Source organism: Burkholderia sp. AU33423 (assembly GCF_002223135.1).
GTDB lineage: Bacteria > Pseudomonadota > Gammaproteobacteria > Burkholderiales > Burkholderiaceae > Burkholderia > Burkholderia lata_D.
The window spans coordinates 784,699-804,980 of sequence record NZ_NKFH01000005.1 but is presented as its reverse complement, the minus strand read 5'-3'; the positions used below and the strand labels follow the sequence as shown (position 1 = coordinate 804,980).

General features: G+C 68.6%; 19 protein-coding genes. 7 read left to right on the top strand and 12 right to left on the bottom strand.

Annotation, left to right across the window (positions count from 1 at the left end):
* Positions 1-38: 38 nt before the first annotated feature.
* Positions 39-1,820, bottom strand: coding sequence for an arginine--tRNA ligase (argS, locus tag CFB50_RS16255; protein ID WP_089446518.1), 1,782 nt, complete (start codon positions 1,818-1,820; stop codon positions 39-41).
* A gap of 200 nt (positions 1,821-2,020) precedes the next feature.
* Between argS and CFB50_RS16250 the strand changes: the two genes are divergently transcribed.
* A complete protein-coding gene (locus tag CFB50_RS16250) occupies positions 2,021-2,344 on the top strand; it encodes a DUF1840 domain-containing protein (RefSeq protein ID WP_089426439.1) in 324 nt (107 codons plus the stop codon).
* Positions 2,345-2,650: 306 nt separating this feature from the next.
* Here the strand turns inward: CFB50_RS16250 and CFB50_RS16245 are convergent, their stop codons facing one another.
* The 6 genes from CFB50_RS16245 to CFB50_RS16215 all read right to left on the bottom strand — a co-directional run bounded on the left by CFB50_RS16245 (position 2,651) and on the right by CFB50_RS16215 (position 10,227).
* A complete protein-coding gene (locus CFB50_RS16245) occupies positions 2,651-3,238 on the bottom strand; it encodes a hypothetical protein (RefSeq protein WP_089446517.1) in 588 nt (195 codons plus the stop codon).
* Between the two features lie 187 nt (positions 3,239-3,425).
* Positions 3,426-6,143 (bottom strand): methionine synthase, encoded by a 2,718-nt coding sequence (metH, locus tag CFB50_RS16240; RefSeq protein ID WP_179254195.1) that lies wholly within the window; start codon positions 6,141-6,143, stop codon positions 3,426-3,428.
* A gap of 42 nt (positions 6,144-6,185) precedes the next feature.
* Positions 6,186-7,253, bottom strand: a complete 1,068-nt coding sequence (locus CFB50_RS16235) for a homocysteine S-methyltransferase family protein (protein WP_089446708.1) — start codon at positions 7,251-7,253, stop codon at positions 6,186-6,188.
* A gap of 201 nt (positions 7,254-7,454) precedes the next feature.
* Complete coding sequence (locus CFB50_RS16230; protein ID WP_006477667.1) at positions 7,455-7,712, bottom strand: BTH_I0359 family protein; 258 nt, start codon at positions 7,710-7,712, stop codon at positions 7,455-7,457.
* Between the two features lie 254 nt (positions 7,713-7,966).
* Positions 7,967-9,247: a DUF3108 domain-containing protein gene (locus tag CFB50_RS16220; RefSeq protein ID WP_089446516.1), complete on the bottom strand. Its 1,281-nt coding sequence runs from the start codon at positions 9,245-9,247 to the stop codon at positions 7,967-7,969.
* Between the two features lie 113 nt (positions 9,248-9,360).
* Positions 9,361-10,227, bottom strand: coding sequence for an IclR family transcriptional regulator (locus tag CFB50_RS16215; protein ID WP_089446515.1), 867 nt, complete (start codon positions 10,225-10,227; stop codon positions 9,361-9,363).
* Positions 10,228-10,356: 129 nt separating this feature from the next.
* Between CFB50_RS16215 and CFB50_RS16210 the strand changes: the two genes are divergently transcribed.
* The 6 genes from CFB50_RS16210 to rfaE2 all read left to right on the top strand — a co-directional run bounded on the left by CFB50_RS16210 (position 10,357) and on the right by rfaE2 (position 16,388).
* Complete coding sequence (locus tag CFB50_RS16210; protein ID WP_089446514.1) at positions 10,357-11,349, top strand: fumarylacetoacetate hydrolase family protein; 993 nt, start codon at positions 10,357-10,359, stop codon at positions 11,347-11,349.
* Positions 11,350-11,486: 137 nt separating this feature from the next.
* Positions 11,487-12,314, top strand: a complete 828-nt coding sequence (locus tag CFB50_RS16205) for an enoyl-CoA hydratase/isomerase family protein (protein ID WP_069248977.1) — start codon at positions 11,487-11,489, stop codon at positions 12,312-12,314.
* A gap of 88 nt (positions 12,315-12,402) precedes the next feature.
* The gene (locus tag CFB50_RS16200; protein WP_089446513.1) at positions 12,403-13,155 is read left to right on the top strand and encodes a PhaM family polyhydroxyalkanoate granule multifunctional regulatory protein; all 753 of its coding nucleotides are present in this window, start codon (positions 12,403-12,405) and stop codon (positions 13,153-13,155) included.
* A gap of 24 nt (positions 13,156-13,179) precedes the next feature.
* On the top strand, positions 13,180-14,406 hold the full coding sequence (locus CFB50_RS16195; RefSeq protein WP_089446512.1) for a patatin-like phospholipase family protein: 1,227 nt from the start codon (positions 13,180-13,182) through the stop codon (positions 14,404-14,406).
* 467 nt (positions 14,407-14,873) lie between these two features.
* Positions 14,874-15,752, top strand: a complete 879-nt coding sequence (locus CFB50_RS16185) for a diiron oxygenase (RefSeq protein ID WP_011353352.1) — start codon at positions 14,874-14,876, stop codon at positions 15,750-15,752.
* A gap of 150 nt (positions 15,753-15,902) precedes the next feature.
* Positions 15,903-16,388: a D-glycero-beta-D-manno-heptose 1-phosphate adenylyltransferase gene (gene rfaE2 / locus CFB50_RS16180; RefSeq protein WP_069248974.1), complete on the top strand. Its 486-nt coding sequence runs from the start codon at positions 15,903-15,905 to the stop codon at positions 16,386-16,388.
* 16 nt (positions 16,389-16,404) lie between these two features.
* On the opposite strand, the gene CFB50_RS16175 is transcribed toward rfaE2, so the two are convergent.
* The 5 genes from CFB50_RS16175 to CFB50_RS16155 form a co-directional block, all read right to left on the bottom strand.
* Positions 16,405-16,647, bottom strand: a complete 243-nt coding sequence (locus CFB50_RS16175) for a hypothetical protein (RefSeq protein WP_069249376.1) — start codon at positions 16,645-16,647, stop codon at positions 16,405-16,407.
* A 196-nt stretch (positions 16,648-16,843) separates the two neighbouring features.
* The gene (locus CFB50_RS16170; protein ID WP_089446511.1) at positions 16,844-17,644 is read right to left on the bottom strand and encodes a type III pantothenate kinase; all 801 of its coding nucleotides are present in this window, start codon (positions 17,642-17,644) and stop codon (positions 16,844-16,846) included.
* Positions 17,641-18,561 (bottom strand): biotin--[acetyl-CoA-carboxylase] ligase, encoded by a 921-nt coding sequence (locus CFB50_RS16165; protein WP_069248972.1) that lies wholly within the window; start codon positions 18,559-18,561, stop codon positions 17,641-17,643. The genes CFB50_RS16170 and CFB50_RS16165 overlap by 4 nt, the downstream gene beginning before the upstream one ends.
* Before the next feature lie 110 nt (positions 18,562-18,671).
* A complete protein-coding gene (locus CFB50_RS16160) occupies positions 18,672-19,217 on the bottom strand; it encodes a hypothetical protein (protein WP_089446510.1) in 546 nt (181 codons plus the stop codon).
* A gap of 212 nt (positions 19,218-19,429) precedes the next feature.
* Positions 19,430-20,275 (bottom strand): tetratricopeptide repeat protein, encoded by an 846-nt coding sequence (locus CFB50_RS16155; RefSeq protein ID WP_069248970.1) that lies wholly within the window; start codon positions 20,273-20,275, stop codon positions 19,430-19,432.
* Positions 20,276-20,282: the final 7 nt, after the last annotated feature.

Sequence of the window (20,282 nt, the reverse complement as noted above, 5' to 3'; positions counted from 1 at the left end):
CGCAGCCATTCGCTGCCCGGTTCGGGCCGCTTGCTGCCTTACATCTTGGCGGGCGCGGACACGCCGAGCACCGCCAGGCCATTCTCGAGCACCTGCCGCGTCGCGGCGAGGAGTGCGGCGCGCGCATTGCGCGGCGCTTCGTCGTCGACCAGCACGCGCTCCGCATTGTAGAACGAGTGGAATTCGCCAGCGAGGTCGCGCAGGTAGAACGCAACGGCGTGCGGTGCCAGTTCGTTGGCCGCGTGCGTGAGCATGTCCGGGTACTCGGCCAGCTTCTGCATCAGCGACGCCGCTTGCGCGCTCGTCAGCTGCGACAGGTCGGCGCCCGGCAGTTGCGCGACGTCGACGTTGTAGCGCGATTTCAACTCGTTGAGCACCGAGCAGATCCGCGCATGCGCGTACTGGACGTAGTAGACCGGGTTTTCGTCGTTCTGTTTCAGCGCGAGGTCGATGTCGAACACGAACTCGGTATCGGCCTTGCGCGAGATCAGGAAGAACCGCACCGCGTCACGGCCGCGCGTGATGGTCGCTTCGTCGATCAGGTCGGGCGCCGCTTCCTGGCCTGCCGCCGCGCCACCCGACCATTCGATCAGGTCGCGCACCGTCACGTAGCTGCCCGCGCGCTTCGAGATCTTCACTTCCTGGCCGTCGCGCATCACGGTGACCATCTTGTGCAGCACGTAGTCGGGGTAGCCCTTCGGGATCCCGATGTGCAGGCCCTGCAGGCCGGCGCGCACGCGCGCGATCGTGCCGTGGTGGTCCGAACCCTGGATGTTGATCACCTTCGTGAAGCCGCGCTCCCACTTCGTCACGTGGTACGCGACGTCCGGCACGAAGTACGTGTACGTGCCGTCCGACTTGCGCATCACGCGATCCTTGTCGTCGCCTTCGTCGGTCGTGCGCAGCCACAGCGCGCCGTCCTGCTCGTAGGTCATGCCGGCCTTGATCAGCGCGTCGACCGTCTTCTCGACACGGCCTTCGCTGTACAGCGACGACTCGAGGTAGTACTGGTCGAACTTCACGCCGAACGCCTGCAGATCCATGTCCTGCTCGCGACGCAGGTACGTGACCGCGAACTTGCGGATCGCGTCGAGATCCTCGACGTCGCCCGTGCCCTTGACCGGCTCGCCGTCCGACGCGGCGACCGTTTCGCCGTTCAGGTAGTCGCGTGCGATGTCGGCGATGTATTCGCCGTTGTACGCGGCTTCCGGCCAGCCCGCGTCGCCCGGCTTCAGGCCGCGTGCGCGCGCCTGCGTCGAGATCGCGAGGTTGCCGATCTGCACGCCCGCGTCGTTGTAGTAGAACTCGCGGTGCACGGCGTAGCCCTGGCTCGCGATCACGTTCGCGAGCACGTCGCCGAGCGCGGCCTGGCGGCCGTGGCCGACGTGCAGCGGGCCGGTCGGGTTCGCCGACACGAATTCGAGCAACACTTGTTTGCCTTTCTCGCGATCGGACGTGCCGAACGCGCGGCCCTGGTCGAACACGGCGGCGATCACCGCCTGCTTCGCGGCGGCCGACAGGCGCAGGTTGATGAAGCCCGGGCCGGCGATCTCGGCGGCTTCGACGAGGCCTTGCGCGCCCGGCTGGGCGGTGAGGGCGGCGACGATCTGCTCGGCGAGCTGGCGCGGGTTCGTGCCGAGCGGCTTCGCGAGCTGCATCGCGACGTTGCACGCGACGTCGCCGTGCGCGGCGACCTTCGGGCGCTCCAGCGTGATGACGGGGGCGACGGATGCCGCGTCGGCGCCTTTCAGCGCGTGTGCGACCTGCTTGACGCTATCCGCGAGCAGGGCTTCGAGGGTCTGTTTGTGTGCTGGCAGCATGCTGGTAGAAGGCTTCGTTGGTGGCGGCCGGAAACGCCGGCCCGCCGGCGCGCTTTTTAAGCGCGCGTTTCAGGGATCGCAGAATTTTAACAGGTGCTAATATGCCGCTCAGGCGGCCCGCGTCCGCGAGGCCGGACGCCGGTCTGCCGGCGTTCCCCAACCGCGCCGCGCAGGCACAACAAGATGAAAAGGGAATTGTCATGATTACGTTCAAGAGCAAGGCGGCACAGGATCTCGACGTGCTGAAGGATTTCGCCGTGTATGTGCTGGGTCTCGTCGGCAAGCAGCTGGGCGAGCGCGGTGTGATTACGCACGACGAGCTGGACCACGCGATCGCCAAGCTGGAAGGCGCGGTCGCGCAGGCGAAGCAGGAGCGCGCCGAGCACGCCGGCCATTTCCACGAGGACGAAGCCGACCACGCGCACCACGAAGTGCCGGCGAGCCTGGCACAGCGCGTTGCGCCCTTCCTCACGATGCTGCGCGAAGCGAAAGCCGGCGAAGCCGACGTGCACTGGGGCTTCTGAGCTTCGTTGCCTGGCGGATCGAACGGTTCGCCGGACAGGAAAAAGCCCGCGTTCGAGCGGGCTTTTTCATTTGTCTGATTAAATTCGCGCCGACCGGACGGCGGCCACGAAATCGGGGTGGGAGCGCGGCGCCTGCCTTGACCGAAAGGTGAAATTCCTTATAATTCAATGCAAGACTATGTGAAAGCGGGTGCGAAAACATAGCGCCGCCCGAGCAATCGGGTCCCACCTGGAGTGGGTATTTCGTCGAAAGACGGAAAGAGAGTCCCGCATGCGACGGCTGCCGAAAGGCGGCCGTTGGTTTTTCTACGCCCGGATCTTGCGGCCTTCCAGGCTTGCGCGCAGCAACGTGCGCAACGCGACTTTCCGGGCTTCCCGCTGGCGCCGGTTCAGGCCGCCATCCAGCATGTAGGCCGACTGCACGCGCAGGATGAGCCGGCGTTTCCTGATCCTGTCCTTCGCAACCTCGAAGAACACGGCATACCAGCGGTGCGTGCCGTCCGATGCGACCGCTTCCACCGTGACGAAATTGGGTTGCCGTTCATCCGCGACGACGATCCGGCGCGTCGCCAGCCCGACGATCACGCCGCGCAGCAGCTGCCGTGACGCGCGATACCGGTCCGCACAGAGCACGCGTGTCTCGCGGCCGTCGTCGTAGATCTCGTCGTCCGGAATGGCGTCGCGGGTGCGTCCGTCCCATTTGAAGCTGCGTGTGAAGCAGTGACAGGAGAACAGGACCAGAACCGTCACGTCGAAGCCGGTTTCCAGATCGCAGGTGAATGTCAACGGACGCAGATGGCTCAGATCCCAGCGCTCGCCGCGGTAGATCGTCGGCGGGAACGGACTCGCGCTGTCCACTGGCGTTTCGGTGATCCGGATCTCGAAGGTCGACATGGCGGGAATGATTTAGGGAGAAGGGCGTGTCATGTCGCCCGCGCGCGTTGGCCGAAAGCTCGGCGCTGCACGGACTTCGATCTCGATTATTGAGATTAGGTATCCTGATGAATCATGCCGTTGTGCGACGCGCCCCTGGATCGGGGCGCGTGGCGATGGAAGCGGCGCGTCGCCGCAGTCGACGCGGTTACAGCTGAGGCGCGAGCGCGCGGCGCGCGTCGTCGAGCGACAGCGCCATGCGCTGCGCATAGTCCTCGAGCTGATCCTGCCCGATTTTGCCGACCGAGAAATACGTGCTGTCCGGATGCGCGAGATAGAAGCCCGACACGCTCGCGGCTGGCAGCATCGCCAGCGAGTCGGTCACGCTCATGCCGATCTCGTCCGCGCGCAGCACGTCGAACATGTCGCGCTTCACCAGGTGGTCGGGGCAGGCCGGATAGCCGGGCGCCGGGCGGATGCCCGCGTACTTTTCCGCGATCAGCGCATCGTTGTCGAGCGTCTCGCCGCTCGCATAGCCCCACAGCTCGCGCCGCACGCGCGCGTGCATCGCTTCCGCGAAGGCTTCCGCGAAGCGGTCGGCGAGCGCCTTCAGCATGATCGCGCTGTAGTCGTCGTGGTCGGCTTCGAACTGCTTTTCCTTCGCGTCGACGCCGAGGCCGGCCGTCACCGCGAACATCCCGATGTAGTCGGCGACGCCCGATTCCTTCGGCGCGATGAAGTCGGCGAGCGAGCGGTTCGGCCGCATCACGCCGTCGACCACCGGACGCACGCTTTGCTGGCGCAGGTTGCGCCACGTGAGCAGCACTTCCGAGCGCGACTCGTCGCTGTAGATTTCGATGTCGTCGTCGTTGACGGTGTTCGCCGGCAACAGCGAGATCACGCCGCTCGCGGTCAGCCAGCGGCCCTGGATCAGGCGCGCGAGCATCGATTTCGCGTCGGAGAACACGCGTCGCGCCGATTCGCCGACGATCTCGTCGTTCAGGATCGCCGGGTACGGGCCCGCGAGATCCCAGGTCTGGAAGAACGGGCCCCAGTCGATGTACTGCGCGAGCTCGTTCAGGTCGTAGTTCTTGAACACGCGGCGGCCGATGAACTTCGGCTTCACCGGCTGGTAGCCCGCCCAGTCGACCTTGGTCTTGTTCGCGCGCGCCTCGGCGAGCGTGACCATCGGCTGCGCCTTGCGGTTCGCGTGCTGGTCGCGGATGCGTTCGTAGTCGGACTTCAGCTCGTCGAGGTACTTCGTCGCGCCTTCGTCGGACAGCAGGCTGGACGCGACCGACACCGAGCGCGACGCGTCCGGCACGTAGACCACCGGGCCTTCGTAGTGCGGCGCGATCTTCACGGCCGTGTGCACGCGCGAGGTCGTCGCGCCGCCGATCAGCAGCGGGATCTTCTTCACGCGGAAGTAGTCGTCGCGCTGCATTTCGGACGCGACGTACGCCATTTCCTCGAGGCTCGGCGTGATGAGGCCCGACAGCCCGATGATGTCCGCGCCCTCGACCTTCGCCTTCGCGAGGATCTCGTTGCACGGGACCATCACGCCCATGTTGACCACTTCGAAGTTGTTGCACTGGAGCACGACCGACACGATGTTCTTGCCGATGTCGTGCACGTCGCCCTTCACGGTCGCGATGACGATCTTGCCCTTCGCGCGCACGTCGCCGCCCGCTTCCGCGAGCAGGCGCTTTTCTTCCTCGATGAACGGGATCAGGTGCGCAACCGCCTGCTTCATCACGCGCGCCGATTTCACGACCTGCGGCAGGAACATCTTGCCCTGGCCGAACAGGTCGCCGACGATGTTCATCCCGTCCATCAGCGGCCCTTCGATCACGTTGATCGGGCGGCCGCCGGCCGCGGCGATCTTCGCGCGCACTTCTTCGGTATCCTCGACGATGAAGTTCGTGATGCCGTGCACCAGCGCATGCGAGAGCCGCTTCTCGACCGGCTGGTTGCGCCACTCGAGGTTCTCTTCCTTCTTCGCGCCCCCTGCCTTGAACTTGTCGGCGATCTCGAGCAGGCGGTCGGTCGAATCGTCGCGGCGGTTCAGGATCACGTCCTCGACACGCTCGCGCAGCTCCGCGTCGAGATCGGCGTACACGCCGAGCTGGCCCGCGTTGACGATGCCCATGTCCATCCCCGCCTGGATCGCGTGGTACAGGAACACGGTGTGGATCGCCTCGCGCACCGGGTCGTTGCCGCGGAACGAGAACGACACGTTCGACACGCCGCCGCTCACCTTCGCGTACGGCAGGTTCTGCTTGATCCAGCGGGTCGCCTCGATGAAGTCGACCGCGTAGTTGTTGTGCTCCTCGATGCCGGTCGCGACCGCGAAGATGTTCGGGTCGAAGATGATGTCTTCCGGCGGGAAGCCGACTTCGTTCACGAGGAAGTCGTACGAGCGCTTGCAGATCTCGGTCTTGCGCGCGAACGTATCGGCCTGGCCGGTTTCGTCGAACGCCATCACGACGGCCGCCGCGCCGTAGCGGCGGATCAGGTGCGCGTGGTGGCGGAACGCGTCCTCGCCTTCCTTCAGCGAGATCGAGTTCACGATCGCCTTGCCCTGCACGCACTTCAGGCCCGCCTCGATCACTTCCCACTTCGACGAGTCGATCATGATCGGCACGCGCGCAATGTCCGGCTCCGATGCGATCAGGTTCAGGAAGCGCACCATCGCCGCCTTCGAATCGAGCATCGCCTCGTCCATGTTGATGTCGATCACCTGCGCGCCGTTCTCGACCTGCTGGCGCGCGACCGCGAGCGCCTCGTCGAACTGGCCGTTGAGGATCATGCGTGCGAACGCCTTCGAGCCGGTGACGTTGGTGCGCTCACCCACGTTGATGAAGAGCGTCCCGGGCGTGACGTTGAACGGCTCGAGGCCGGCAAGGCGCATCATGTGATCGGTCATGGCGGTGCGAATTCTGGTGATGAAGGACGTGGGGCGGTCGGGTCAGGCGTTGTCGCTGTACTGGTTCGGCCAGCGGCGCGGCTTCACGTCGGCGAGCGCCTTCGCGATCTCGGCGATGTGTTCGGGCGTCGTGCCGCAGCAGCCGCCCGCGAGGTTCACGAGCCCGGCTTGCGCGAATTCCTTCAGGAGGCCCGACGTGACGTCCGGCGTCTCGTCGAAGCCCGTCTCGGCCATCGGGTTCGGCAGGCCCGCGTTCGGGTAGCACGATACGTACGTGTCGCACAGCTTCGCGAGCTCGGCGATGTACGGGCGCATCAGCGCCGCGCCGAGCGCGCAGTTCAGGCCGAACGTGAGCGGCTTCGCATGACGCAGCGAATTCCAGAACGCCTCGACCGTCTGGCCCGACAGGATCCGGCCCGACGCATCGGTGACGGTGCCCGAGATCATGATCGGCAGGCGCTCGCCGGTGTCCTCGAACAGCTCGTCGAGCGCGAACAGCGCGGCCTTGGCGTTCAGCGTGTCGAAGATCGTCTCGACGAGGAACAGGTCGACGCCGCCGTCGAGCAGCGCCTTCGCCTGCTGGTAGTACGACGCGCGCAGCTCGTCGAACGTGACGTTGCGTGCGCCCGGATCGTTGACGTCCGGCGAGATGCTGGCCGTCTTCGGCGTCGGCCCGATCGCGCCCGCGACGAAGCGGGGCTTGTCCGGCGTCGCGTATTTCTCAGCCGCTTCGCGCGCGAGCTTCGCCGATTCAATGTTCATCTCGACGACGAGATCTTCCATTTCGTAGTCGGACTGCGCGACGGTCGTCGCGCCGAACGTGTTGGTCTCGACGATGTCGGCGCCGGCCGCGAAGTACTGGTCGTGGATCTCGCGGATGATCTGCGGCTGCGTGATCGACAGCAGTTCGTTGTTGCCCTTGATGTCGCGCGGGAAATCCTTGAAGCGCTCGCCGCGATACGCGGCTTCGTCGAGCTTGTAGCGCTGGATCATCGTGCCCATCGCGCCGTCGAGGATCAGGATGCGCGATTTGAGCAGCGCAGGCAGTGCGGCGCCGCGCGTGTAGGGCGCGTCGAGCGGGACGGAAGCGGCGAGAGGAGTCGCAGACATGGGCGAAAGACCGGCGAAGACGGGAAAACCGTCATTGTAGCCGGTGCGCATGGGCGCCGCCCGGCCTTGCGCCGCGCCGGCCGGGCCGCCAAATGAAAAACCCCCGCCGGCGAACCGGGCGGGGGCATGATCGGAGTGCTCGCGGCGCCGCGTCGATGCGCGGCGAATGGCCCGGGCGCACGAGGCGCCGGGCCGCGGTCGTCAGTGCAGCACGACGGGCATCATCATCAGGCTGTCGAATTGTCCGAGGAATTCGTCGACTTCATCGAGCGACGGTTCATCCTCGATCAACTGCTTCACGTGCGCGCGGAATCGTTCGGCAAGTTCGCCGTCGATGAAGATTTCGCGCTGCGCGTTCTTGTCGACGATTTCATATCCGCCGGCATTCATCAGGTGGTGGCCGGCCTGCGGCGCGAATTCGACGACGCAGTAGTTGGGGCTGTTGTAGATCATTTGCATGGCGGCACTCCTCTTCGCAGTGGCATCTGGCCTTGTTGTCCCCTAGGTGGGGCGAGCCTTGCCGGTTTCAAGGGGCTTGCGCTGCACACCCCGTTCCCGTCTGCATGGGGTGTATCGGTTAGAAGCCGATGTCTATGAAACGTTTCCCATTGTCTGCCGGTGGACGGAAATAGTTGTTAAAGAGTGTCATCGGCCATTTCACGGAAATCTGTAATCGGTCGAAATTGCCGAATCGCGTGCGTTCGCGCGCGAGTTCACTGTGTGACAGGCGATGTGACAGGCGATGGCGCGGGCGGTGCAGCCGGTTGTGCCGGCGGTTGCACGGTGGCCGGCGGCGCGGGTTGTGCCGGTTCCGCGGCGGGAGCGGCCGATGCGTCGGGCGTCGGTGCACCGGCGGGCGCAGGCGTTGCGCCGCCTGCCGGTGCTTCGTCGGTGGACGCGCCCGGCGCCGCGAGCCGGCCATGCCACAACAGCTCGATCTGCGCGCCGTTCGGTTCGGTCTGCACGAGCCGTGCGGGCAGCCAGCCGAGCGACGGTGCGAGCCACATGTCGATGCGGCGCGTGTCGCCGTCGCGCCGCGGCAGGCGCATGAAGTGCCGCGCGCCGATGATGCCGGCCTGCGTCTGCACCTGCTCGTCGCCGATCACGGTGATCGGCCAGGTTTCGCCGCTGTTGTTGTCGATCACGAAGAACTGCTGCGTGACGCCCGGCTTGTACGCGGACGGATTGCCGCGCACGAGCCCCGACAGCTGCATCAGCATGCTGAAGCGGTCCTGCACGCCGTCGGGCAGCGGCGCGTTGTTCGGCGTGCGCGTGAACACGACCTGCCGGATCTCGCGGTTGAAGATCGCGATGTCTTCCGGCCGCTTGCCGCGCTTCTCGACGTAGCGGTCGGGTGCGACGCCGAACGCGTCGATGCGGCCTTCGCTGCGATAGGTGAACGGGCCGACGAACGGCACGGGCATCGACACCGACAGGTCGTAAGTGTGCCCGTCGGTGCGCCAGTGGATCGTGCCGATCATGTTCTGCATGCCGTTGTAGAACGTGTCGTACTGGAGATCGCCGGACGGCGGTGCGGTGAACTTCACGCCGTTCGTCGCGGGGCCCGACGTCGTGGCGCTGGCGGCGCTGGCGGCCGACGCGGCATGTGCGCCCGATGCGGCCGGCACGCCACTCGCCGCGGACGCGGCGGCCGGCGGCTCGCCGTGCTCGGCCGTTTGCGTCGACGTGAGGACCGGCTCAGGCGCGGGTTTCGGTGCGGCGGCCTTCGGGGCCGCCGGTGCGGGCGCGGCCGGCTGCTCGACCGGCTTCGGCGCAGGCGGCGCGGGCGCGCGCTCGATCGGTTGCGGTTTCAGCAGCTCGATCTGCACGGGGACTTCGGCGGGTAGGGGCGGCGTGAACGCATCGCGGTTGCGCATCAGCCAGAACGCGGCGAGCGCGTGCAGCACCAGCACGATGACGAGCGCAATGCCCACGCGCAGCCAGTGGCGGGGCAAGGCGTGACTCGGGCGGGTGTCGGCAGGCTGCATGGGCATCGGAACAGGATCGGGGCGTTCGCGTGACGTCGGGCGCGCAGCGCGCGCCACAGGAATCGGACTGTCGAATGCGCCGCGCGTTCGCGCTGCGTGACGGGCAGGTGCCGGATGCGTCAGGCGTCGCGCGCGTCGGGACTATAGCCGAGTTCGTAAGACAGTTTCTGCGCGCAGGCGCGCAGCGCGGTGTCGATCTCGCCGCCCCATGCAATGTCGAACGAGCCTTCCTGGCCGAGCGCGACGATCGCGAGCGCGAGTTCGCCGACCGCATCGAACACGGGCATGCAGAACGCGTGGATCGTCGGCAGCAGCATCCCCTCGACGCGCGCGGCCTCGTGCCGGCGCACGTCGGCGAGCACCGCGTCGACCTCGTCGAGCGTGCGCGGGCCGCCGTGGTGCGGCGAGCGGCGCGTATCGGCGAGTTCGCGCTCGAGCATCGCGGCGGTCTTGCTGCGCGGCAGGTACGCGGCGAACAGCAGCCCCGTCGCGGAGCCGAGCAGCGGCATCACGTCGCCGAGCTTCAGCGACGCCTTCGCCGGGTGGCTCGATTCCATCCAGTGCACGATCGTCGGCCCCTGGTTGCCCCACACGGCGATGCCGACCGTCTGGTCGAGCCGGTCGCGGAATTCGGTCAGCGCGATCCGCGCGAGCTTCACGCCGTCGACGCGCGCGAGCCGTGCGAGCCCCATCTGCAGCGCGAAGCCGCCGAGCTCGTAGCGGCCCGAGAGGGGGTCCTGCGACACCACGCCGAGCCGCGAGAAGCTGACCAGGTAACGGTGCGCCTTCGCAGGACTCATGCCCGCGCGCTGCGCGAGGTCGCGCAGCATCATCGCGCGCGGCTCGCTCGTCAGCACGTCGAGCAGGCGGAAGCCGACCTCGATCGACTGGATGCCGGAGCGGACCTTCTCGCCGTGCTCGCCGGACGCGGCGTCGTCGGTGTCGGAGTCGGCGAGATCGTCGTCGGGAAGCGGGCTGGCGGGCATGGGCGGCAGGTGCGCGAAAAGGCGAAAGGAATCGGGGCGAAAACAGCGCGCACAATCGCCGCGCGCCGCAGGGATTCACCATCGTAAAATAGATTCCCTCCATCGTCACTACAACGCCAGAGTCCCCCTATGAAACTTGCTTCGCTGAAGGACGGCACGCGCGACGGCCAGCTGATCGTCGTGTCGCGCGACCTGCACACCGCGGCGATCGCCGACGCGATCGCGCCGACGCTGCAGCGCGTCCTCGACGACTGGGCGTTCTATGCGCCGCAGCTGCGCGACCTGTACGACACACTGAACCACGGCCGCGCGCGCAATGCATTCGCGTTCGATCCGGCCAACTGCATGGCGCCGCTGCCGCGCGCGTTCCAGTGGGCCGACGGCTCCGCGTACGTGAACCACGTCGAGCTCGTGCGCCGCGCGCGCGGCGCGGAGATGCCGCCCGAATTCTGGACCGACCCGCTGATGTACCAGGGCGGCAGCGACGATTTTCTCGGGGCCCGCGACGACGTCGTGTGCCCGTCCGAGGAATGGGGCATCGATTTCGAGGCGGAAGTCGCGGTGATCACCGGCGACGTGCGGATGAGCGCGACGCCCGACGAAGCGTTGAAGGCCGTGCGGCTCGTCACGCTGGTGAACGACGTGTCGCTGCGCAACCTGATTCCGGCGGAGCTCGCGAAGGGCTTCGGCTTCTTCCAGAGCAAGCCGGCCACCGCGTTCGCGCCGGTCGCCGTGACGCCCGACGAGCTCGGCGACGAATGGCGCGAAGGCCGCGTGCACCGGCCGATGATCGTCCACTGGAACGGCAAGAAGGTCGGCCAGCCCGATGCGGGCACCGACATGGTGTTCCACTTCGGCCAGTTGATTGCGCACGCAGCGAAGACGCGCAACCTGCGCGCCGGCTCGATCGTCGGCTCGGGCACGGTGTCGAACAAGGACGCGAAGCGCGGCTACTGCTGCATCGCCGAGAAGCGCTGCCTCGAGACGATCGAGCACGGTGCGCCGCAGACGGAGTTCATGCGCTACGGCGACACCGTGCGCATCGAGATGTTCGACACGGCCGGCAAGTCGATCTTCGGCGCGATCGAGCAGTCGGTCGCGCCGCCCGACGGCGCGGCGTAAGTCACGCGGAGCACGCAGCGCTCCGCTTTCGCGAAACCCGGGCCCGGCCCGCGCGCCGGGTTTCGCCTGATGTTTGCCCGCGCGGGCTTGGCTACACTCGATTCAGGGGTTCGAGAACCTCGAGCAAGGAGCAGCGCATGGCCAATCTCGCCGCGTACGGCGGTTACGAAGCACTGAAGGTGACGCGCCGCGACCATGGCGTGCTCGACATCGTGATGAGCGGCGAGGGCGCGAACCGCAGCGGCCTCGCGACCGCGAACGCACGCATGCATCGCGAGCTCGCCGACATCTGGCGCGACGTCGACCGCGATCCCGACACGCGCGTCGCGGTCATTCGCGGCGAAGGCAAGGGCTTCTCGGCGGGCGGCGACCTCGCGCTCGTCGAGGACATGGCGAACGACTTCGACGTGCGTGCCCGCGTATGGCGCGAGGCGCGCGACCTCGTCTACAACGTGATCAACTGCAGCAAGCCGATCGTGTCGGCGATGCATGGCCCGGCCGTCGGCGCGGGGCTCGTCGCCGGGCTGCTCGCGGACATCTCGATCGCCGCGAAGGATGCGCGCATCATCGACGGTCACACGCGGCTCGGCGTCGCGGCCGGCGATCATGCGGCGATCGTGTGGCCGCTACTGTGCGGGATGGCGAAGGCGAAGTACTACCTGATGCTGTGCGAGCCGGTGAGCGGCGAGGAGGCCGAGCGGATCGGGCTGGTGTCGCTCGCGGTCGAGCCGGCCGACCTGCTGCCGAAGGCCTACGAAGTGGCCGAGCGGCTCGCGCACGGTTCGCAGTCGGCGATCCGCTGGACCAAGTACGCATTGAACAACTGGCTGCGCACGGCCGGGCCGACCTTCGATACGTCGCTGGCGCTCGAATTCATGGGTTTTTCGGGGCCCGACGTGCAGGAAGGCATTCGCTCGCTGCGCGAGCGGCGCCCGCCCGAGTTTCCCGGCGACGCGCCGTTCTGACACGCGCTGGCGCTATGATCGATCCAGGCGCGGCTCGCGCGACGCATGGCGGCCGCCTCGCTCTCACCCAGTCAACCAGGATGCCCGTATGACGACCGATGCCTCCGGCTCCAACCCTTTCGCCGGCTTTGCCGGCTTCAAGCCCGCCGACATGATGGACCGGATGTGGGACATGATGCGGATGTCGCCGTTCGGCGGGATGACGTCGTTCCCGGGCGCCACGCAAGGGCTGCCGCCGTCGCTGTCGAGCATGTCCGACATGATGGCGCCGCTCACGAGCGTCGAGGAACTCGACAAGCGGATCACCGATCTGCGCGCGGTCGAGCAGTGGCTGAAGCTCAATCTCGGGATGCTGCAGTCCGCGATCCAGGCGCTCGAGGTGCAGCGCGCGACGCTCGCGACGTTGCGTGCGTTCGGCGCGTTCGCGCAGAGCTCGATGTCGGCGGCCGAGGAAGCGGCCGTCGCGGCCGCGCATGCGGCGAAACACGCGTCGGGCGACGCACCGCCGGCACCGGATGCTGATGCGTCGGAGGCAGCGTCGGGCGACGCCGCGCAGCAGGCCTTCGACCCATCGGGCTGGTGGAGCCTGCTGCAGTCGCAGTTCAACCAGCTCGCGAGCCTCGCGATGGCGCAGCCGGGCATGCAGCCCGCGGCGCCGGGCGATGCGCCGCCGGACGCGGCCGCTGCGCCGGAGCCGGCCGCGAAGCCGGCACCGGCCGCCGCCGCGCCGCGCAAGCCTGCCGCGAAGCGCGCGAAGTCGGCCGGTGCGGCCGGTTCGGCCGCGGCGCGCGCGGCAGCCGCATCGTCGCCCGAAACCCGTCCGCCGAAGCGCTCGACGTGACGCGGCGCAGGTAGCAGGTCGATCATGCGGCTCGCGCTCGTTCTGATGGGAGGCGGCGCACGTGCTGCCTATCAGGTCGGCGTGCTGAAGGCGCTGGCCGAGATCGCGCTCGAAGCCGATCCGCAGCGGCACACGCTGCCGTTCGCGGTCGTGTGCGGCTCGTCGGCCGGCGCGATCAACGCGACGTCGATCGCGAGCCACGCGGACGACTTTTCCCATGGCGTGCGGCGCCTGCTCGAATTCTGGGAGCCGTTGCGCGCGGATTACGTGTACCGCACCGACTGGCTCGGTATCGCGGCCGCCGGCGCGCGCTGGCTCGCGGCGATGACCTTCGGCTGGGCGGCCCGCCGTTCGCCGCGCGGGTTGCTCGACAACGCGCCGCTCGCCCATCTGCTGCAGCGCGAGCTGAGTTTCCACCGGATCGAACAGATGCTCGAGGCGCGCCTGCTGCACGCGCTCGCGGTGACGGCGCTCAGCTATTCGAGCGGGCGGCACCTCACGTTCTACCAGGCGGCCCAGCCGATCCAGGCGTGGCGGCGCGCGCAGCGCACCGCGCGGCTGGTCGACCTGTCGGCGTCGCACCTGCTCGCGTCGTCGGCGATTCCGTTCGTGTTCCCGGCCGTGCCGCTCGTGCTCGACGGGCAGATCGAATACTTCGGCGACGGGTCGATCCGGCAGATCGCACCGCTGTCGCCGGCGATCCACTTCGGCGCGGACCGGATCGTCGTGGTCGGCGCGGCCGACCCGCGGCCCGAGATTCCGGCCGCGAACGGCGCAGGGCTGGTACGCGGCTACCCGACGCCCGCGCAGATCGGCCAGCAGGTGCTCGCGAGCGTGTTCCTCGACTCGATCGGCTCGGACATCGAGCGCATCGAGCACATCAACCGGATGATCGAGCACCTGCCGCACCAGGTCGAGATGGACAGCGGCTGGCGGCACGTCGACGTGCTCGCGATCGCGCCGTCCGAGCGCATCGAGCTGATCGCCGCTAAGCACCTGAAGCAGATGCCGGCGACGATGCGCGGGCTGCTCGGCGCGATCGGCGGCAGCCAGCCGGCCGGCGCGTCGTTCGCGAGCTACCTGCTGTTCGAGGAGGCGTTTACGCGTGAACTGATCGAGCTCGGCTACCGCGACGGGCGCGCGCAGCGCGACACGCTGGCCGGGTGGATCGCGCGGGCGGACGGCGGCAGCGCGCCGACCGCCGGTATGCCGCCGGAAGACGGCCTCGCGACCGGCGAAATACGGGTCTGATGCTTGCAGGACAATGTAAGGTTGCGTTTTCGCGACGGTCGCCCGCGACCGATCGCCGCACCGAAATTGGCGGCGCACGACCGGGCAGGCGTCTCGGAACCGTCATGCACGCGTGATATCATGGCCGCCGCCGTATACACCATATCGAGCAGCCCGCCGATCCGGCATCCGCACGGGACCTTTCGGGGAACCCGCCTGGGGCAGGGGACGGGCGCGCCAACGAGCCGGCCAGCGCCGGTCCCCACTCAGGCAAGCGTGCAGCCGGTTCCGTTCGCGGAGCGTGGTTGCGGCATGCCGCAACGGCGGCGGCGCGGCCGCCCGGCTGCTGGACGAGGAATCACCGTCCGGCGGGTCGGTTTCCCGCGTAAAATTACAGTCTTGGCTGCAAAAAGCGCGCTCGGGCGTGCTTGCGCGGCAACAGTCACGTTTAGAGAAGTCGCATTGCGCAGAACAGGGGTGGGACCATCATGAACACGATGCTTTATCCGGAACTTTACCGATCGCTCGAAGCCGTCCGCTGGGACATGGAGAAGGACATTCCGTGGGACAAGTTCGACGCTTCGCTGCTCACCGACGAGCAGGCGAAGACGATCAAGATGAACGCGATCACCGAATGGTCGGCGCTGCCCGCGACGGAAATGTTCCTGCGCGACAACCAGCACGACAGCGACTTTTCCGCGTTCATGAGCGTGTGGTTCTTCGAAGAGCAGAAGCATTCGCTCGTGCTGATGGAATACCTGCGCCGCTTCAAGCCGGAAATGGTGCCGACCGAAGAGGAACTGCACGCGGTGCGCTTCCAGTTCGACCCGGCGCCGCCGCTCGAGACGCTGATGCTGCACTTCTGCGGCGAGATCCGCCTGAACCACTGGTACCGTTGCGCGGCCGACTGGCACACCGAGCCGGTCATCAAGCAGATCTACGAAACGATCTCGCGCGATGAAGCACGCCACGGCGGCGCGTACCTGCGCTACATGAAGAAGGCGCTGAACAACTGCGGCGATGTCGCACGTGCCGCGTTCGCGAAGATCGGCGTGCTGATGGCGTCGGCGCGCCGCACCGAGAAGCCGCTGCACCCGACCAACCTGCACGTGAACCAGGCGCTGTTCCCGCGCGACACCGTGCAGTCGCGCCTGCCCGATCCGGAATGGCTCGAGCGCTGGCTCGACGAGCAGATCCGTTTCGACGGCGAGTGGGAAAAGAAGGTGGTCGAGCGGATCCTGCACAACCTGTCGATCCTGTTCGAGCGCACGTTCGCGACCGCACAGGAGCTGAACCGCTACCGCAAGGAAGTCACCGGCCGCCTGCAGGCCGAAAGCGGCCCGTCGTCGGCCGCGCAGCCGGCCTGAGGCCGGTTGGCGCCGCAGCCGGCGTGAATCCCGCCGGCCGCGTTGCGCGATGTCGCACCCGTTGCATGAAGCCCGCCCGGTCAGTCCGGCGGGCTTTTTATCTGGCGCCGCCGCCGCGTGCGCCGTTGCCCATTCCGTCCGACTTCCATCATGTCCGCCACCTTCGAACGCAAGCTGATCACCCGTGATGCCCTCGTCGCCCTGCGCGCGTCGCTGCCGTCGCCCGTCGTGTTCACCAACGGCGTATTCGACATCCTGCACCGCGGCCACGTCACGTATCTCGCCGACGCGAAAGCCCTCGGCGCATGCCTGATCGTCGGCGTGAACAGCGACGCGTCGGTACGCATGCTCGGCAAGGGCGACGACCGGCCGATCAATCGCGAGGAAGACCGCGCGGCGCTGCTCGCGGCGCTGGAAAGCGTCGACTGGGTCGTGACGTTCGAGGAAAAGACGCCCGTGTCGCTGATCGAGGCCGTCCGGCCGGACATCCTCGTGAAAGGCGGCGACTACGACATGGATGCGTTGCCGGAATCGGCGCTGGTGCGTGGCTGGGGTGGCCGGGCGCTGGCGATTCCGTTCGAGCACGATCGCTCGACCACCGCGTTGCTGAAGAAGGTGCGCGCGCAGCAGTCCTGAGCGCGGCCCGGCTCGGTCAGGGCGCGGACGCCGCGAGCGGCTCGGCCGTGACGGCCGGCGGCGCGATCGGGCTGCCGATGACAGGCTGGTCGGTGGCCTGTGCGAGCGGCGTCACGCGCAGCGCATCGGGCCGTACCTGCCGCGCCAGCACGCCCGGTTCGCGCGGGCCGGCTGCCGGCAGCGGCCCGAACACGCCGCGCGTCACCACGAACGCAAGCATGTTGGCGAGAAAGAGAACAGCGATCAGCCAGCGCAGCATCGTCGACACTCCTCGTCGTCATTGACGTGGTTCACGTCATTCAATCGGGCCGGCCGCATGGCCGGCTATTTCGTTCCTTCCGTTGACCGTGCGTGCGGGCTGCCGTCATGACGCGGCCCGTTCTTCACCGTCATCGTGACGCCGGCCCGCATGGGCGCGCGTTGCCGTGCGCCGGCGCGAGGCCGGCGCTTTTCCGTCACGCCTGCGTCGGCGTTGCGGATGCCGCTGCCGCGGCGATCAGCGCGAGGCCGGACAGGATCAATGCATCGTGCCGCGTATGCGGGAGCGTCAGCGCACGCGCGACGTCGTCCGCCGCGCCGCCGGCCAGCACGAGCCGCACGGGCGCCTGCCATGCATCGGCGAGATCGCGCCACGCGCGTTCGATCAGCCCGGCCTGCGCGTACAGGCAGCCGGCCGACAGCGAGCGCGGCGTATCGACCTGGAACGGTTCGGCCTGCGCACCCGCGAGCAGGCCGCTCGCGATGTCGGTGGTCAGCGTCGGCAACTGCGCGGTGTGCGTGCCGAGCGCGCGCATCATCAGCGCCCAGCCCGGCGCGATCAGCCCGCCCGTGAAGCGGCCGTCCGCGCGCAGCGCCTCGAGCGTCGTCGCGGTGCCGAACGTCGCGATCAGCAGGTGCTCGCCCGGAAACGCCGCGTGCGCGCCGATCAGGCCGGCCCAGCGGTCGCTGCCGAGCTGGTCGGGTGTCGTATAGCCGTTCGTCACGCCGCATTGCGTGTGACGCGAGCGTATCGTCGTGCGCGACAGGCCCGGCCAGCGTGCATCGAGCAGCGCGTCGAGCCGGGCGGCCACGTCGGCGCCCGCGACGTTCGAGATCCACGCGCCGCGCGGACGCGGCAGGGTCGACCAGTCGGGATCGGTGCCGCCGTCGCGTGTGTGGCCGAACGCGCCCGTCTCGACGAGCGTGTGCTGCGCATCGGCGAGCGCCCACTTGATCCGGCTGTTGCCGGCATCGATCAGCAGGTGCGGCTCGTTCATTGCGCTTCGCGCAGCGACACGTCGCCGGCGGCGATCGCCTGCACGCCGTCCGGCGTATCGAGCAGCAGCTGGCCGGTCGCGTCGATGCCCGTCGCGATGCCGCGCACGCGTTCGACGCCCTGTTCGAGCAGCACGACTTCGCGCCCCGCGTACGCGTGCAGCGCGTGCCAGCGCGGCAGGAACGGCGCGAGCCCTTCGGCACCGAACTGCGCGAGCGCGGGCGTGAGTGCGTTCAGCGACGCGGCGAGCGTATCGGTGAGGTTGGCCGATGCGCACGCGATCGACAGCGCGGCGGGCGGCAGCCCGCTCGCGAGTGTCGCTTCGCGCGCGCGCAGCGCGTCGACCTGTGCGGCGACGGCCTCCGCGCCGCGCACGTTGATGCCGAAGCCGATCACGACGGCGGTGGCGTCGGCGCTGGTCCACGCGGTTTCGATCAGGATCCCGGCGAGCTTGCCGACGATGCGCGGCGTGCCGTCGTCGGTGGCGGTCAGCAGCAGGTCGTTCGGCCATTTGAGCGCGACGCGCGTATGGGCGTCGAGCGGCAGCGCGGCCAGCCCTTCGGCGAGCGCAACGCCGATCGCGATGCTGAGGCCGCCGAGTGCTTCGACGGGGCGCGGCACGATGCAGCCGACCGAGCACAGCAGTGCATTGCCGGGCTGCGCGAACCAAGGGCGGCCCTGCCGGCCGCGGCCGGCCGTCTGCTCGAACGCGACGCGCACGAGCGGCGCGGGCAATGCGTTCGCGTTGCGCGGCAGCGCCTTGAGCCGGGTGGCGACGTCGGCGTTGGTCGAACCGGTGGCGGCGACGATGTCGAGCGGCCACGCACGCGGCGCGGCGTCCAGGTGCGCCTCGAGCCGGTTGCGCGCGATGTGCGCGTCGCCGGAATCAGGCGTGTCGGAGGAGGTGGGGGCGTTCATGGCGCCTATTGTAGCGACAGGGGGCGCTGGCGCGCGTCGGGCGACGCGCGCGACTGGCAGGGCAGCGCGCCGGCCGCCCACACGCGAGCGGCGCCGCAGCGCCGCACCGCTCAATGCTTTTCCATCCGCTCCAGCGCCTTGATGTCCTCCTCGGACGTCATTTCGCAGGCCAGCAGCGTCTTGCCCTTCAGCGCCGGGCCCTGGCGGGCCGACACGAGGATCAGCGCACCGCCCGGGCCACGGACCGTCAGCCGGCGCGAATAGCCGACGGACGACGCACCCAGCAGGTGGCCCTTCTCGAGGGTGAGCTGGTAGCGCTTCGCGAGCTGATCGGCCACCTCGCCGTCCACGAGCACGCCGATCCCGGTACTGACGAACACGACCTGCTGCGTCGTGAAGCCGTCGCGGTGGATCGGCTCCGGCAGGCGATAGACCGCGGCACCCAGCATCGATTCGTCCGGTTTCGGATCGGCTGCCTTGGCGGTGTTGTAGATCGAGTCCATCAGATCCGACGTGAACGGCGGCTTGCAAAGCGCGGCGTTGAAGATGTCGGGCTGGGCGGGCGGCGCGGCGAGTGCGGTGAGCGGTGCGCCGGCAATGACGAGGGCGACGGCGCCGACGGCAGCGGCACCAAGCCTGGAAAGGCGATGGGACATGGATGCAGTTCTCTCAGGTTTTATTGTGAGGCTGCATGTTAATGCATTGCCGCGTGTCGAACGATCGACGGGGAGCAGCCGGATGGCGGCAATGCAACAGGCGCATACGCCCGCGCCCCCCGATCGATTCCGTCGCCGGGTAATCGATGCGCGGGGCGTCGGGGCATGCGCGTCATGCAGCCGGCGTGATGCCGGTGCGTGCGGACGAACCGTTACGGCGCGACGACCGGGTGCTTCAGCGCGTGCGCGGTCTCGATCCACTGCGCGTGGAACTCGTCCGCGTCGGGCTTGAGCCCGAGTTCGCCGTTGCGATAGGCCATCGCGAGCGTCTGCACGGCTTCCGGCAGCTCGTGCTCGGCGGCGCGGCGATACAGCGCCAGCGCGCGCGCCTCGTCGCGCGGCACGCCGCTGCCTTCGCGGTACGCGTTCGCGAGCATGAAGTCCGCGGCCGGGATGTCCGCGCGCGACGCGACATCGAACCAGTGCGCGGCCTGCACGGGATCGGCGGCGACGCCGTAGCCGCTGCGATAGATCAGCCCGAGGTAATACGCGGCGGCCGGGTCGCCCTGCGCGGCCGCTTCGCCGAGCAGCGTGCGGGCGCGTGCGTAGTCCTTCGGCATGTCGCTGCTGCCGAGCAGCAACGCCTTGCCGAGCGCGAGCTGCGCGCGCCGGGCGGCCGGCGCGTCGGCCTTGCTGTCTGCCGCCGCGGCCGTTTCCAGCCAGCCGCGTCCCTCGTCGCGCAGCCCCGGTTCGCGCGCGTCGACGAGCGCTATGCCGAGCGCCGCCTGCGCGTCGCCCGAGCCGCGGCGCGCCAACGTGCGCAACTGCGCGAGCGCATGCGGCTCGGTGGCCTGGGTGACCATCGCCTGCCACTCGTCGAGCTGCGCGGCGCTCGGCGCGGGGCCGGCGCCGCGCAGGCCGGTCGCCGCGACGACGGCCGCGACGGTCACGGCCGCCGCCGCGAGCAGCGCGGCCGGCGGGAGTTTCGCGCGCAGCAGGCGCCGCGCGGCGGCGGCGAGGCCGGTTTCGGCCGGCCGCATCGTCCGGATCGGTTGCATCGCGGGT

Bases quoted from the DNA above. Each gene is read 5' to 3' on its own strand.
- CFB50_RS16205 (WP_069248977.1), top strand. From the start codon at position 11,487: ATGGCCAATCTCGCCGCGTACGGCGGTTACGAAGCACTGAAGGTGACG.
- CFB50_RS16165 (WP_069248972.1), bottom strand. From the start codon at position 18,561: ATGAACGCCCCCACCTCCTCCGACACGCCTGATTCCGGCGACGCGCAC.
- CFB50_RS16155 (WP_069248970.1), bottom strand. From the start codon at position 20,275: ATGCAACCGATCCGGACGATGCGGCCGGCCGAAACCGGCCTCGCCGCC.
- CFB50_RS16200 (WP_089446513.1), top strand. From the start codon at position 12,403: ATGACGACCGATGCCTCCGGCTCCAACCCTTTCGCCGGCTTTGCCGGC.
- CFB50_RS16170 (WP_089446511.1), bottom strand. From the start codon at position 17,644: ATGAACGAGCCGCACCTGCTGATCGATGCCGGCAACAGCCGGATCAAG.
- CFB50_RS16160 (WP_089446510.1), bottom strand. From the start codon at position 19,217: ATGTCCCATCGCCTTTCCAGGCTTGGTGCCGCTGCCGTCGGCGCCGTC.
- CFB50_RS16195 (WP_089446512.1), top strand. From the start codon at position 13,180: ATGCGGCTCGCGCTCGTTCTGATGGGAGGCGGCGCACGTGCTGCCTAT.
- CFB50_RS16175 (WP_069249376.1), bottom strand. From the start codon at position 16,647: ATGCTGCGCTGGCTGATCGCTGTTCTCTTTCTCGCCAACATGCTTGCG.
- argS (WP_089446518.1), bottom strand. From the start codon at position 1,820: ATGCTGCCAGCACACAAACAGACCCTCGAAGCCCTGCTCGCGGATAGC.
- CFB50_RS16185 (WP_011353352.1), top strand. From the start codon at position 14,874: ATGAACACGATGCTTTATCCGGAACTTTACCGATCGCTCGAAGCCGTC.
- CFB50_RS16245 (WP_089446517.1), bottom strand. From the start codon at position 3,238: ATGTCGACCTTCGAGATCCGGATCACCGAAACGCCAGTGGACAGCGCG.
- metH (WP_179254195.1), bottom strand. From the start codon at position 6,143: ATGACCGATCACATGATGCGCCTTGCCGGCCTCGAGCCGTTCAACGTC.
- CFB50_RS16235 (WP_089446708.1), bottom strand. From the start codon at position 7,253: ATGTCTGCGACTCCTCTCGCCGCTTCCGTCCCGCTCGACGCGCCCTAC.
- CFB50_RS16250 (WP_089426439.1), top strand. From the start codon at position 2,021: ATGATTACGTTCAAGAGCAAGGCGGCACAGGATCTCGACGTGCTGAAG.
- CFB50_RS16220 (WP_089446516.1), bottom strand. From the start codon at position 9,247: ATGCCCATGCAGCCTGCCGACACCCGCCCGAGTCACGCCTTGCCCCGC.
- rfaE2 (WP_069248974.1), top strand. From the start codon at position 15,903: ATGTCCGCCACCTTCGAACGCAAGCTGATCACCCGTGATGCCCTCGTC.
- CFB50_RS16210 (WP_089446514.1), top strand. From the start codon at position 10,357: ATGAAACTTGCTTCGCTGAAGGACGGCACGCGCGACGGCCAGCTGATC.
- CFB50_RS16215 (WP_089446515.1), bottom strand. From the start codon at position 10,227: ATGCCCGCCAGCCCGCTTCCCGACGACGATCTCGCCGACTCCGACACC.
- CFB50_RS16230 (WP_006477667.1), bottom strand. From the start codon at position 7,712: ATGCAAATGATCTACAACAGCCCCAACTACTGCGTCGTCGAATTCGCG.